This window comes from Mycolicibacterium fallax, from assembly GCF_010726955.1.
GTDB classification, from domain to species: domain Bacteria; phylum Actinomycetota; class Actinomycetes; order Mycobacteriales; family Mycobacteriaceae; genus Mycobacterium; species Mycobacterium fallax.
The window spans coordinates 576,622-588,564 of record NZ_AP022603.1 but is presented as its reverse complement, the minus strand read 5'-3'; the positions used below and the strand labels follow the sequence as shown (position 1 = coordinate 588,564).

General features: G+C 72.6%; 15 protein-coding genes. 3 read left to right on the top strand and 12 right to left on the bottom strand.

Features of this window, described 5'->3' with window-relative positions; genetic code table 11:
- The first annotated feature begins 87 nt into the window (after window positions 1–87).
- Window positions 88–1,296: a serine hydrolase domain-containing protein gene (locus G6N10_RS02855; RefSeq protein ID WP_085094118.1), complete on the top strand. Its 1,209-nt coding sequence runs from the start codon at window positions 88–90 to the stop codon at window positions 1,294–1,296.
- 39 nt (window positions 1,297–1,335) lie between these two features.
- Complete coding sequence (locus G6N10_RS02850; protein WP_163742176.1) at window positions 1,336–1,773, top strand: hypothetical protein; 438 nt, start codon at window positions 1,336–1,338, stop codon at window positions 1,771–1,773.
- A 129-nt stretch (window positions 1,774–1,902) separates the two neighbouring features.
- On the opposite strand, the gene G6N10_RS02845 is transcribed toward G6N10_RS02850, so the two are convergent.
- The 5 genes from G6N10_RS02845 to G6N10_RS02825 all read right to left on the bottom strand — a co-directional run bounded on the left by G6N10_RS02845 (window position 1,903) and on the right by G6N10_RS02825 (window position 5,295).
- On the bottom strand, window positions 1,903–2,748 hold the full coding sequence (locus G6N10_RS02845; protein WP_085094087.1) for a hypothetical protein: 846 nt from the start codon (window positions 2,746–2,748) through the stop codon (window positions 1,903–1,905).
- A 128-nt stretch (window positions 2,749–2,876) separates the two neighbouring features.
- A complete protein-coding gene (locus G6N10_RS02840) occupies window positions 2,877–3,104 on the bottom strand; it encodes an Rv1893 family protein (RefSeq protein WP_085094085.1) in 228 nt (75 codons plus the stop codon).
- A gap of 39 nt (window positions 3,105–3,143) precedes the next feature.
- Window positions 3,144–3,626 carry a transcription antitermination factor NusB gene (gene nusB / locus G6N10_RS02835; protein WP_085094083.1) on the bottom strand — a complete coding sequence of 161 codons (483 nt, stop codon included), beginning with the start codon at window positions 3,624–3,626 and terminating at the stop codon, window positions 3,144–3,146.
- Window positions 3,619–4,182, bottom strand: coding sequence for an elongation factor P (gene efp, locus G6N10_RS02830; protein WP_085094081.1), 564 nt, complete (start codon window positions 4,180–4,182; stop codon window positions 3,619–3,621). Before efp ends, nusB begins: the two co-directional genes overlap by 8 nt.
- 15 nt (window positions 4,183–4,197) lie before the next feature.
- The gene (locus G6N10_RS02825) at window positions 4,198–5,295 is read right to left on the bottom strand and encodes an aminopeptidase P family protein (protein ID WP_085094079.1); all 1,098 of its coding nucleotides are present in this window, start codon (window positions 5,293–5,295) and stop codon (window positions 4,198–4,200) included.
- Between the two features lie 33 nt (window positions 5,296–5,328).
- On the opposite strand from G6N10_RS02825, the gene G6N10_RS02820 reads away from it, so the two are divergent.
- Window positions 5,329–5,925: a B-4DMT family transporter gene (locus G6N10_RS02820; protein ID WP_085094077.1), complete on the top strand. Its 597-nt coding sequence runs from the start codon at window positions 5,329–5,331 to the stop codon at window positions 5,923–5,925.
- A gap of 12 nt (window positions 5,926–5,937) precedes the next feature.
- Here the strand turns inward: G6N10_RS02820 and aroB are convergent, their stop codons facing one another.
- Genes aroB through ruvX form a run of 7 tightly spaced genes read right to left on the bottom strand, consistent with a single transcriptional unit; the run spans window position 5,938 to window position 11,941 of the window.
- On the bottom strand, window positions 5,938–7,020 hold the full coding sequence (aroB, locus tag G6N10_RS02815) for a 3-dehydroquinate synthase (protein ID WP_085094075.1): 1,083 nt from the start codon (window positions 7,018–7,020) through the stop codon (window positions 5,938–5,940).
- Window positions 7,017–7,670: a shikimate kinase gene (locus G6N10_RS02810; protein ID WP_085094073.1), complete on the bottom strand. Its 654-nt coding sequence runs from the start codon at window positions 7,668–7,670 to the stop codon at window positions 7,017–7,019. The genes aroB and G6N10_RS02810 overlap by 4 nt, the downstream gene beginning before the upstream one ends.
- 9 nt (window positions 7,671–7,679) lie before the next feature.
- Window positions 7,680–8,882 carry a chorismate synthase gene (gene aroC, locus G6N10_RS02805; RefSeq protein ID WP_085094071.1) on the bottom strand — a complete coding sequence of 401 codons (1,203 nt, stop codon included), beginning with the start codon at window positions 8,880–8,882 and terminating at the stop codon, window positions 7,680–7,682.
- A 24-nt stretch (window positions 8,883–8,906) separates the two neighbouring features.
- Window positions 8,907–9,347, bottom strand: coding sequence for a prepilin peptidase (locus G6N10_RS02800; protein WP_085094069.1), 441 nt, complete (start codon window positions 9,345–9,347; stop codon window positions 8,907–8,909).
- Window positions 9,348–9,386: 39 nt separating this feature from the next.
- Window positions 9,387–10,220 (bottom strand): shikimate dehydrogenase, encoded by an 834-nt coding sequence (locus G6N10_RS02795; protein ID WP_085094067.1) that lies wholly within the window; start codon window positions 10,218–10,220, stop codon window positions 9,387–9,389.
- Window positions 10,210–11,454: an endolytic transglycosylase MltG gene (locus G6N10_RS02790; RefSeq protein ID WP_085094065.1), complete on the bottom strand. Its 1,245-nt coding sequence runs from the start codon at window positions 11,452–11,454 to the stop codon at window positions 10,210–10,212. Before G6N10_RS02790 ends, G6N10_RS02795 begins: the two co-directional genes overlap by 11 nt.
- On the bottom strand, window positions 11,447–11,941 hold the full coding sequence (gene ruvX / locus G6N10_RS02785; RefSeq protein ID WP_085094063.1) for a Holliday junction resolvase RuvX: 495 nt from the start codon (window positions 11,939–11,941) through the stop codon (window positions 11,447–11,449). The genes G6N10_RS02790 and ruvX overlap by 8 nt, the downstream gene beginning before the upstream one ends.
- Window positions 11,942–11,943: the final 2 nt, after the last annotated feature.

Here is an 11,943-nt window from a genome sequence, read left to right as displayed (position 1 = left end):
ATCGTTAAAGGATGTCTTACAGCCGGTCAGCCTAGCAGCCGGCAGCGACGGTGAGCACCATCGGGTGGGCGCCGTAGGGTGGGCGCCGTGAACCTCGATGGCAATGCCGCACCGATCCGGGCGGCCTGCGACGACGGGCTGCTGTCCGGCGCGGTGACCCTGGTGTGGCGGCGCGGAGAAGTCCTGCAGGTCAACGAGATCGGCCACCGCGACGTCGGCGCGGGGCTGCCGATGACCCGCGACACGGTGTTCCGGATTGCGTCGATGACCAAGCCGGTGACGGTCGCCGCGGTGATGACGCTGGTCGAGCGGGGCCTGCTGCGGCTGACCGACCCGATCACCCGCTGGCTGCCGGAGTTCGCCGACATGACGGTGCTGGCCGACCCGGCCGGGCCGCTGGACCAGACGGTGCCGGCCCGGCGGCCGATCACCGTCGACGATCTGATGACGCACCGCTCCGGGCTGGCCTACCAGTTCTCGGTGCCCGGCCCGCTGGCCCGCGCCTACGCCCGGCTGCCGCTGCGCCAGGACGCCGACCACTGGCTGGCCGAACTGGCCCGGCTGCCGCTGGTGCATCAGCCCGGCCAGCAGCTGACCTACAGTCACGCCACCGACGTGCTCGGCATCGTGGCGTCGCGGATCCTGGGCCGGCCACTGCCGGAGGTGCTCACCGAGACGGTGCTTGGCCCGCTCGGCATGACCGACACCGGGTTCTTCCTGACCCCGGCCGCGCGCCGGCGGGCCGCCACCATGTACGCGCTGCGGCCCGACAACACCCTGCGCGACGACGTGATGGGTCCCCCGCCGATCGCGGCGCCGCCGTTCTGCCAGGGTGGCGCCGGGCTGTGGTCGACGGCCGACGACTACCTGCGGTTCGCCCGGATGCTGCTCGGCGGCGGCAGCGTCGACGGGGTGCGGGTGCTGAGCGAGGAGTCGGTGACGGCGATGCGCACCGACCGGCTGACCGCCGAGCAGAAGCGGGTGCCGTTTCTGGGCATGCCGTTCTGGATCGGGCGGGGCTTCGGGCTGAACCTGTCGGTGGTGACCGACCCGGCCCGCTCGGCGCCGCTGTTCGGGCCGGGCGGGGCGGGCACCTTCAGCTGGCCGGGCGCCTACGGCACCTGGTGGCAGGCCGACCCGTCGGCGGAGCTGATCCTGATCTACCTGATCCAGAACGCGCCGGACCTGTCCCCGGACGCCGCGGCGGCCGCGGTCGCCGGGAACACCTCGCTGGCCTCGCTGCGCAGCGCGCAGCCCAAGTTCGTCCGGCGGACCTATCGGGCGCTGGAGCTGTAGCGGCCGCCGCAACCCCGCACTGGCGTTCCCATCCTCGGGTTGGTCGCCGAAGTCCAACGCCGGCCCGACCCGGACAAACCCGCACGCTGGCACAGCTGCGTGCTCTCGGCGCTGATCCACCCCGACCGGCACGCTGTCCTCGACGCAGTGTTCGCCGCCTTCACCTCCGACGAATCCGGACACGCGCTTTACATTGATCTACTACGGGCCACCCTGCCTGACCCGGGGTCTGAGTATTTGGAGCACCTCATGACAACCGCCGCCCACCAGTACAAAACCGACTTCGCCGACATCGCCTACGCACGGGGCGAGGCACGGGGCGAGGCCAATGCGCTGCTGGCCGTCCTGACCGCGCGCGGCATCGCCGTTCCGGCGGACATCCGCACCCGAATCACGTCCTGCACCGACACCGAGCAGCTCGCCGACTGGCTGGTCAAGGCCGCCACCGCCACCACGGCGACCGAGGTCTTCGGCTGACCTGAGCCCGAACAGGTCTACGAGGTCGTCATGCTGCCCGCCAAGTAGCGGCCGCAGGTGCACCCGGACGACCTGAGCCAAAAACACGCCAGCTGCGCCGGCGATGGGTGCGCGGCGGCACTGATGCCCTCAGCGGAAGACGTCGTCGATCTCTGTGGCGGTGACGGCGTTGATCAGCCAGGCGCTGAGCTGTTCGGGGTCCGTGCAGGCGGTGATGCGATCACGGGCGTCGTCGGGGACTGCGATACCGCGAGCCGAAACGACAGTGAGGACGTCCTCGGCCTTCCCTTCGGCCTTCCCTTCACCGAAGTACTTGCGGGCGAATGGACTTTGGTACTGCCAGGTGGACGTCGTGGCCATGCGGTGCTCCAGGTAGGTCCGGGCTGCTGCGGGCAGCAGAGTCCATACAAGATCAGCGTACAGAGTGTTGTGCTCAATATCGGAGGTGAACGTCGCCAACAAGGCGTCGAGAACTCCAAGGTCCTCCGGGTGTGACATCGCGGAGAGCATGGCCAACTCCGGCCCCGCCCGAGCCACCACCGGATCGGTGATCACCGGAATCACACCCGGTCCCATCACGATTGGCGCGACCACCGAACCGGCACCCAGCTCGATGGGCTTGGCCGCCCAGCGGGCAACCTTCTCACTGGTAGCGATGACCAGCAGCACCGCCGGAGCCCGCAGACGGTTGCGCAACGCGACCAGATACGCCGGCCAGCTGAACCGTTTATCGAGATCAATATGCAACTGAACCTCGGCGATCACCCCCAACACCGCCCTCGCCCCGTCGCGCACGGTGATGACCTCGTCGGCGCGATACTCCGCCGGAACCGCCTGCGACAGATCCGGCGACCCCTGCTCCACGCTTGAGTATTCCGGGACCGCGACGCCTGCCACTTCGGTCAGCAATTGCACCGCAAACCCCGGCCGCTGACGGATCAGCTCCACCAGCGCCTCGTGCGTGCTCGACACCATCCGCCGACGCTAACCACTGCCACAGCCCCGCACACTTCATCCCGCCTCGCCCTGTGGAGTAGCGCGGTCCACAAGGTGGCCGCGGGGTGAGATCCGAGGTCGCGTCGATGCGGGCGTGACCGCCGAAATTACTCGGCGGCGTCCTCGTCGTCCGGGCGACCGGTGATGATCTCGCCGGCCTTCTGCACCGAGTGCCCGGCGATGTCGAGGGAGTCCTGCACGATGTTGGACGCGCCCTCGGTGACGTTGCCCTTGAGGATCTCCACGGCGTTTTCGGCGATGTCGCCGGACATCTCGACGGCGTAGGTGGCGATGTCCTTGGCCGACTGGATCGCGTCCTTGGGATTGAAAGCCATGGTGATCGCCCCTCGTTGTCGGTGTTTGCTGCCCAAACCCTAGTCGGTCTCGCCCGCGGGTGCCCGGACAACGCCGGAAGCCGCCCGGATCTGCGGCGTCACCAGCATCACCTGGCCCAGCACGCCGTTGATGAAGGCCGGCGATTCATCGGTGGACAGCTCCTTGGCGAGCTTCACCGCCTCGTCGACGGCGACCGGCTCGGGCACGTCGACGGCGTGCAGCAGCTCCCACACCGCGACCCGCAGGATGGCGCGGTCCACCGCGGGCAGCCGCTCCAGCGACCAGCCCTGCAGATGCGAGGAGATCAGGTCGTCGAGGTGCGCGGCGTGCTCGGTGACCCCGTCGGCGACGACGACGGTGTAGTCGGCCAGCGGGGTGACGTCGGGCTGCGAGCGGGCCAGCTTCGCCCGGGACGCCGCCACCTCGGCCGCGCTCAGGCCGCGGGCCTCCGCCTCGAACAGCAGGTCGACGGCCCGTTTCCGGGCGGCGTGACGCCCCCGGACCGGACGTTTCTCAGCCATTCACCCGGCCCAGATAACTTCCGTCGCGGGTGTCGACCTTCAGCTTGTCGCCGGTGTTGATGAACAGCGGCACCTGGATGTCGGCGCCGGTCTCCATGGTGGCGGGCTTGGTGCCCGCGCTGGACCGGTCGCCCTGCAGGCCGGGCTCGGTGTGGGTGACCACCAGCTCCACCGACACCGGCAGCTCCAGGTACAGCGGCAGGCCCTCGTTGAACGCGATCTGCACCGGCATGCTCTCCAGCAGGAAGCTCGCCGCGTCGCCGACCAGCGCCTCCCCCAGCATGTGCTGCTCGTAGTCCTCGGAATCCATGAACACGAAGTCCACGCCGTCGCGGTACAGATAGGTGGCGTCGCGGCGGTCGACGGTGGCGGTCTCCACCTTCACCCCGGCGTTGTAGGTCTTGTCGACGGTCTTGCCGGACACCACGTTCTTGAGCTTGGTGCGCACGAACGCCGGACCCTTGCCGGGCTTGACGTGCTGAAACTCGATGATCTGCCACAGCTGGCCGTCGATTTTCAGGACCAGGCCGTTCTTGAAGTCGGCAGTCGATGCCACAGGAAAACTCCTTGATCAAAGACTCCGCAGTTCCTTGGGGAACCGCGTGAGTAGTTCGGGGGCGTCACGCTGGCCGCCGACCACGACCAGCGTGTCCTCGATCCGGACACCGCCCCGGCCGGGCAGGTAGACACCGGGCTCCACGGTCACCGCGGAGCCAGCAAGCAGTGTACCGGCGGCGCTGGCGTTGATTCCCGGCGCTTCGTGGATCTGCAGGCCCACCCCGTGCCCGAGGCCGTGCCCGAACATCTCGCCGTAGCCGGCCTCGGTGATCACCCCGCGCGCGGCGGCGTCCACCTCGGCCAGCGCCGCACCGACCGCCAGGGCCCGCAGGCCGGCCCGCTGGGCGTCGGCGACCAGGTGGTAGATCTCGCGCTGCCAGTCGGCGGGTCGGCCGAGCACCAGGGTGCGGGTCATGTCCGAGTGGTAGCCGCCGACCACCGCGCCGAAGTCGATCTTGACGAAGTCCCCGGCGGCCAGCACCGCGTCGGTGGGCCGATGATGCGGGATCGCCGAGTTGGCGCCGGCCGCGACGATGGTCTCAAACGACGGGCCGTCGGCGCCGTGCGCGAGCAGCAGCGCCTCCAGGTCGTTGCGGACCTGGCGTTCGGTGCGGCCGGGCCGCAGCGCCCCGTCGTCGATCAGGGCGGTCAGCGCGGCGTCGGCGGCCGCGCAGGCGGCGGCCAGCAGGGCGATCTCGCCGTCATCCTTGACCTCGCGCAGCCCCTCGACGAGCCCGGCCGACCGGGTCAGCAGCGCCGGGGTGTCCGACAGCGCGCAGGCCAGCGCGTCGTGGGCGTCGACGGTCAGCACATGCGACTCGAAGCCGAGTCGGTGCGCGCCGGCGTCGGCGGCGCGGGCGGCCAGCGCGCGGCCGCAGGCCCGCTCGATGACGATTTCCAGCTCCGGCGCCTGCCGGGCGGCCTGGGTGCGGTACCGGCCGTCGGTGGCCAGCACCGCGGGCCTGCCGTCGGCGTACACCAGCAGCGCGGCGTTGGAGCCGGTGAACCCGGACAGGTACCGGACGTTGATCAGGTCGCTGACCAGCAGCGCGTCCAGATCACGGTCGGCGAGCAGCTCGGCCAACATGACGCGTCGCCGGGAAGGTGTCACGACCGCCGAGGGTACTCGCTACCCTCAGTAACCATGGACAAGTGGTTGGTACGGGGGCTGGCGTTCGCCGGCCTCATGATCGTGGTTCGGATCGTCCAGGGGACGCTGGTCAATACCCTGCAGACCGACGCGGTGCTGATAAGCCTGCTCGCACTCGCGGTGGTCATGGCGGCCGCGGCGATCTGGGGCTGGCGGGACGGCAGCGCTGACGCCACCGCCAACCCGGATGCCGATTACCGCGCCGACCTGGCGATGACCTGGCTGATCGCCGGCCTGGTGGCCGGCGGGATCAGCGGCGTGGTCACCTGGGGCGTGTCGCTGGTGTACCCGGCGCTGTTCTCCAGCGGGCTGATCAACGAGCTGACCACCTTCGCGGCGTTCACCGCGCTGCTGATCTTCACCCCGGCGATCATCGCGGTGGCGCTCGGCCGCTGGGCGGTTGACCGCCGCGGGCCCGCGGTCAACACCCACCACAGCATCCACGAGCGGGAGGCCGGCGGCGACGGCGACGACCGCGCCGACACCGACGTGTTCGCCGCGGTCGAGGCAGACTCGGTCGACGACGCCACCACCGAGGACGCCACCGTCGAGCACGCGTTGGTCGAGCCGAACGGCTCAGACGACCGTTAGCCCCGAGCCCGGCTAATCGCCCAGCGCGGCGTACGCCCCGGCCAGCAGCGCCGGGTCCGGCCCCTCCAGCCGGCCCGGCTTGGCCAGCCCGTCGAGCACCACAAAGCGCAGCACCCCGGCGCGGGTCTTCTTGTCGCCGGCCATGTACTCCACCAGCTGGGTCAGCGCGTCCGGGTCATAGCCGGTCGGCAGGCCCAGCGCGGTCAGCACGCTGCGGTGCCGGTCGGCGGTCGCGTCGTCGAGGCGCCCGGTGATCCGGCCCAGCTCCGCGGCGAACACCAGGCCCACCGACACCGCCGCGCCGTGCCGCCAGCGGTAGCGTTCGCGACGCTCGATGGCGTGCGCCAGGGTGTGCCCGTAGTTGAGGATCTCCCGCAGCGCGGATTCCTTCTCGTCGGCGGCCACCACCTGCGCCTTGACCACGATCGCGCGCCGGATCAGCTCGGCGAGCACGTCGCCGTGCGGATCGAGCGCGGCCTGCGGGTCGGCCTCGATCAGGTCCAGGATCACCGGGTCGGCGATGAAGCCGGCCTTGACGATCTCGGCCATCCCGGCGACCAGCTCGTTGCGCGGCAGGGTGGCCAGGGTGGCCAGGTCGACCAGCACCGCCCGCGGCTGGTGGAACGCGCCGACCAGGTTCTTCCCGGCGTCGGTGTTGATGCCGGTCTTGCCCCCGACGGCCGCGTCGACCATGCCCAGCAGGGTGGTAGGCACGTGCACCACGTCGATGCCGCGCAGCCAGGTCGCCGCGGCGAACCCGGCGACGTCGGTGGCCGCGCCGCCGCCCAGGCTGACCACGGCGTCCTTGCGGTCCAGACCGATCCGGCCGAGCACCTCCCAGAGGTAGCCGACCACCGGCAGGTCCTTGCCGTCCTCGGCGTCGGGGATCTCGATCCGGTGCGCCTCGATCCCCCGCTCGGTCAGGTAGTCGCGGACCGCCTCGGCGGTCTGGGCCAGCGTCGGCTGGTGCACGATCGCGGTCCGGCGCACCCCGGCGAGCTGCTCGCCGAGCTCACCGAGCAGCCCGGTGCCGATGATGACCGGGTAGGGCGGGGTGACGGCGACCTCGACGATGATCGGCTCGGTGGTGGTCATTTCTTGGCCTCTTCACGGCGGCGGGCCGCCAGGGCGGCCGGGGTGGCTGGGGTCGGTGGGGTGCTCTCGCCGGCGGCGCCGGCCTTCGGCGGGGTGAACCGCCACGGCGGGCGGCGGCGGCGCCGGCCGGAACGCGCCGGGGCGGGATTGTCCAGCCGGGACATCAGCTGGCGCACCACCGCGCCGGGGTTGCGCCGGTTGGTGCTGATCCGCACGGTCGCCGCCTTGCGGTACAGCGGTCCGCGCTCGGCGGCCAGCCGCCGGTACTTCTCGGCGGCGTCCTCGCCGGCCAGCAGCGGGCGGGAGGTGTTCACGGTGGTGCGCCGGATGCCCTCGGCGACGCTGATCTCCAGGAAGACCACGGTGTGCCCGGCCAGCGCCTCGCGCACCCCGGGGGTGGTGATCGCGCCGCCGCCCAGCGACAGGATGCCGTCGTGGGCCTGCAGCGCCTCGCGGATCACCCGCTCCTCGATGCGGCGGAAGCCGGCCTCGCCGTCGGCGGCGAAGATCTCCGGGATGCTGCGGCCGTCGATCTCGACGATCTTGGCGTCGGTGTCGAGCAGTTCCAGCTTCATCGCCTTGGCCAGCCGCCGCCCGATCGTCGACTTGCCGGAGCCCGGCAGGCCGATCAGCACCGCCCTTGGCGCCATCCGGGCCGCCTAGCCGGCGTCCCGGGCGTCCCGGGGCTCCTGCTCGGCGACCGCGGCCAGGTAGCCGTCGATGTTGCGGCGGGTCTCGGCCAGCGAGTCGCCGCCGAACTTCTCCAGCGCCGCGCGGGCCACCACCAGGGCGACCATCGCCTCGACGACGACGGCCGCGGCCGGGACCGCGCACACGTCGGAGCGCTGGTGGATCGCGACGGCCTCGGCGCCGGTGGCCATGTCCACGGTGGCCAGCGCCCGCGGCACCGTGGAGATCGGCTTCATCGCGGCGCGGACCCGCAGCGGCTGGCCGTTGGTCATCCCGCCCTCCAGCCCGCCGGCCCGGTTGGTGGCGCGGGCCACCCCGTCGGGGCCGGGGTGGATCTCGTCGTGCGCGGCGCTGCCGCGGCGGCGCGCGGTCTCGAAGCCGTCGCCGATCTCCACGCCCTTGATCGCCTGGATGCCCATCACCGCGGCGGCCAGTCGGGCGTCGAGCCGGTCGTCGCCGCTGATGAACGAGCCCAGCCCGACGGGCAGCCCGGTCACCACCACCTCGACCACCCCGCCGAGGGTGTCACCGTCGCGCTTGGCGGCCTCGATCTCGGCGATCATCGACGCCTCGGCGTCGGCGCCGAAGGCCCGGACCGGGCTGTCGTCGATGGCGGTCAGGTCGCCGGCGGTCGGCGGCGGGCCGGCGTAGGGCGCCGAGGCGCCGATCGAGATGACGTGCGAGACCACCTCGGCGCCGAGCGCCTGGCGCAGGAACTGCCGCGCCACCGTCGCGGCGGCGACCCGGGCGGCGGTCTCCCGGGCGCTGGCGCGCTCCAGCACCGGACGGGCGTCGTCGAAGCCGTACTTGAGCATGCCGGCGTAGTCGGCGTGGCCGGGCCGGGGGCGGGTCAGCGGCGCGTTGCGGGCGACGCCGAGGTCGGCCTCGGACACCGGGTCCGGCGACATCACCGATTCCCACTTGGGCCACTCGGTGTTGCCGATCTCGATGGCGATCGGCCCGCCCAGGGTCCGGCCGTGCCGGACCCCGCCCAGCATGGTGACCTGATCCTGCTCGAACTTCATCCGCGCGCCGCGGCCGTAGCCCAAACGGCGCCGACGCAGCTGTTCGGCAATATCGTCGGTGGTGACGGCGACGCCGGCGACCATGCCCTCAACCATGGCCAGCAGCGCGCGGCCATGGGATTCCCCGGCAGTAGTCCAGCGCAACACGGATCTAATTGTCCCACGACCCGATCATCGGGAGCCAATCGCTGCGGGCCCCGCCCCGGCCAGCAGCACCGCGAGCGCGCTGGCCAGGCACATCGACGGCCCGTGCGGCAGCAGCCTGCGCCGGGCGGCCAGCGCCCAGATCAGCGTCAGCAGCGGCGCGCCGAACGCCGCGAGCAGCCACGCCCCGGCGCCGAACGCGCCGGTCAGCGCGCCGAGGCCGACCGCGAGCTTGACGTCCCCGCCGCCGAGTGAGGACGGCGAGCACAGGTGCGCGCCCAGGTAGACCCCGGCCAGCGCGGCCGCCCCCAGCGCCGCGGCGCCGCCGGCCCCGGCCAGCGCGGCGGCCGCCAGGATCGCCGCCGCACCGGGCCCGGTGAGCAGGTTCGGCAGCCGGTGGGTGCGCAGGTCGCAGACCGTCAGTGCGGCCAGCCAGGTCCCCGCCGCGACGGTGAGCGCCCAATCCATGGCCGACGATAGGACGCCGGCGGGCCGCCGCCGAGTCGGCTATGCACAGTCCAGCGCGGCGGCCATCGCGGCGCGCGGGGCCGGCCGGCCGGTGAACAGTTCCACCTGGGTGAAGGCCTGATTCAGCAGCATCTGCAGGCCGCCGACCACGGTGCCGCCCGCCGCGCCGACGGCGGCGGCCAGCGGGGTGGGCCACGGGTCGTAGATCGCGTCGAGCAGCACCGGCACCGGCGCGGCGACCGCGGCGAACCGGGCGGCGACGTCGGCGGGCACCGTGGAGACCAGCACCGCCGCCCCGGCGATCGCGTCGGCCAGCGGCGCGGTGGCGGCGTCGTCCAGCGGGCACCACAGCGCGCGCAGTCCGGACGCCGCGGCGACGGCCAGCGCGGGCGCCGCCCGGTCCCGGTCGCGCGCGGCGACCGTCACCGCGGACACCCCGAGCGCGACCAGCCCGGCGACGGCGGCCGGCGCGGTGCCGCCGGAGCCCAGCACCACCGCGGTGGACCCGGGGTCGACCAGGCCGCGCAGCGCGCCGGCCACCCCGTCCACGTCGGTGTTGTCGGCCAGCCAGCCGTCGGCGGTACGGACCAGGGTGTTCGCCGAGCCGAGCAGCTCGGCGCGGGCGGTGCGGACGTCGGCGACGGCCAGCGCGGCGAACTTGCCGGGCATGGTCACCGAGACCCCGACCCATTCCGGGCCGAACCCGCCGACCAGCCCGGGCAGCCGGTCGGCGTCGCAGTCGATCCGCTCGTAGGTCCAGTCGGTCAGCCCGAGCGCCCGGTAGCCGGCCAGGTGCAGCAGCGGCGACCGGGAATGCGCGATCGGCGAGCCCAGCACCGCGGCCCGGCGGGGGCCGGAGCTGCTATCGGACACTGTCGAGCACGCCGTTGCGCCGGGCCACCTCGATGTTGGCCAGGTGCTTGCGGTAGTCGCGGGTGAACAGCGTGGTGCCGTCCATGTCGACGGTGACGAAGTACAGCCAGTCCCCGGCGGCCGGATGCTCGGCGGCGGCCAGCGCGGGTAGCCCCGGCGAGCCGATCGGGGTGGCCGGCAGGCCCTCCATCGCGTAGGTGTTCCACCGGGTCGCCCTGGCCCGGTCGGCGTCGGTGGTGGCGATCTCCTGGCGGTCCAGCGGGTAGTTCACCGTGGAGTCGAACTGCAGCATCTGCGGCACCTGCAGCCGGTTGTAGATCACCCGGGCGACCTTGGCGAAGTCCTCCGGGTGGGCCTCCTTCTGCAGCAGCGAGGCGACCGTCAGCACCTGGTACGGGGTCAGTTCGACGGCCGCGGCGGCGTCGGCCAGCCCGGACTCGGCGTAGTGCGCGGCGCTGGTCGCCAGCAGCGAGGCCAGGATCTGCTCGGGCGCGGCGGTCGGGTCGAACTGCCAGGTGCCGGCCGCGATCAGGCCCTCCAGCCTGCGGTGGTCACCGGTCAGCTGGGTCACCGGTTTGACCGCCCAGTCCGGCACCCGCAGCTCGGCCGGGGTGCCGTCGGCGGCCGCCGCACGCAGGTCCTCGGCGGACACGCAGCGCTGGTCGCCGTCGAGGGTGTAGCAGCTGGCCTGCGCGATCAGGCTGAAGATGCCCTCGGTGGTCTTGTTGTTGCGCAGGTCGAGCACGTCGTCTAGCTGACGGCCCTCGGAGATGGTCAGCTTGCCGACCCGGTTGGCCGGGTCGACCAGCCGGGCCACCGCCGATTCGGCCGGGATCTTGGTGCGGACCAGGTAGAAGCCGGGCTGGATCATCCGGATGTCCGCATTGCCCTTGGCGGCGGCCATGAACGGCGGCACCCCGGCGATCACCTCCCGGTCCACCAGCGCCTGGGCGATCACCTCGGTGGTGTCGCCCTGGTGCACCTCGATCAGCACGTCGGCGTCGCCGTCGCCGGTGTAGTCCTGCGGCGGACCGGACAGCGAACCCCACAGCCGGCCGCCGAGCAGCGCGATCGCGACGACCACCGCGCCGAGCAGGGCCAGGGTCAGCAGCCCGATGGTGCGGCGGCGCCGCCGGTTGCGCACCGCGCGGGCCCGCATGGTGCGGCTCATCCGGTGTCGCGGCGGCCCGACCTGCTCCGGCATGGCCCGGGGCCGGCTCAAACCGTCAGCCATCATCTGCTCCGCTCGATGTCGCCCGGGGGCGCCGCTGCTCCAGCCAGCCCTGCAGGATCGCCACCGCGGCCGCCTGGTCCACCACCGCGCGCTGGTTTTTGGCCCGCACCCCGGACTCGCGCAGCGCGCGCTGCGCGGTCACCGTGGTCAGCCGCTCGTCGGCCATCCGCACCGGGATCGGGGCGATCTTGGCGGCCAGCGCGTCGGCGATGTCGGTCGCGTCGGCGGCCGAGGAGCCGGACCGGTCGGCCAGGGTCCGGGGCAGCCCGACGATCACCTCGACGGCGTCGTGCTGACCGACCAGCTTCACCAGCCGGGCCAGGTGTTTGCCGTCCCGGCGCACGGTCATCACCGGGGTGGCCAGGATCCCGTCCGGGTCGCAGACGGCGACGCCGATGCGGACGGTGCCGACGTCGATGCCGAGCCGACGACCGCGTCCGGGGTCGTCGGGTCCGGGGCGGTCGGGCCGCCGCTGCTCACCCTGCACGG

What these genes read in the sequence shown, in the direction of transcription:
- G6N10_RS02845 (WP_085094087.1), bottom strand. Translation starts at nt 2,748, where the DNA reads ATGGTGTCGAGCACGCACGAGGCGCTGGTGGAGCTGATCCGTCAGCGG.
- G6N10_RS02840 (WP_085094085.1), bottom strand. Translation starts at nt 3,104, where the DNA reads ATGGCTTTCAATCCCAAGGACGCGATCCAGTCGGCCAAGGACATCGCC.
- nusB (WP_085094083.1), bottom strand. Translation starts at nt 3,626, where the DNA reads ATGGCTGAGAAACGTCCGGTCCGGGGGCGTCACGCCGCCCGGAAACGG.
- G6N10_RS02820 (WP_085094077.1), top strand. Translation starts at nt 5,329, where the DNA reads ATGGACAAGTGGTTGGTACGGGGGCTGGCGTTCGCCGGCCTCATGATC.
- aroB (WP_085094075.1), bottom strand. Translation starts at nt 7,020, where the DNA reads ATGACCACCACCGAGCCGATCATCGTCGAGGTCGCCGTCACCCCGCCC.
- G6N10_RS02810 (WP_085094073.1), bottom strand. Translation starts at nt 7,670, where the DNA reads ATGGCGCCAAGGGCGGTGCTGATCGGCCTGCCGGGCTCCGGCAAGTCG.
- G6N10_RS02800 (WP_085094069.1), bottom strand. Translation starts at nt 9,347, where the DNA reads ATGGATTGGGCGCTCACCGTCGCGGCGGGGACCTGGCTGGCCGCACTG.
- G6N10_RS02790 (WP_085094065.1), bottom strand. Translation starts at nt 11,454, where the DNA reads ATGGCTGACGGTTTGAGCCGGCCCCGGGCCATGCCGGAGCAGGTCGGG.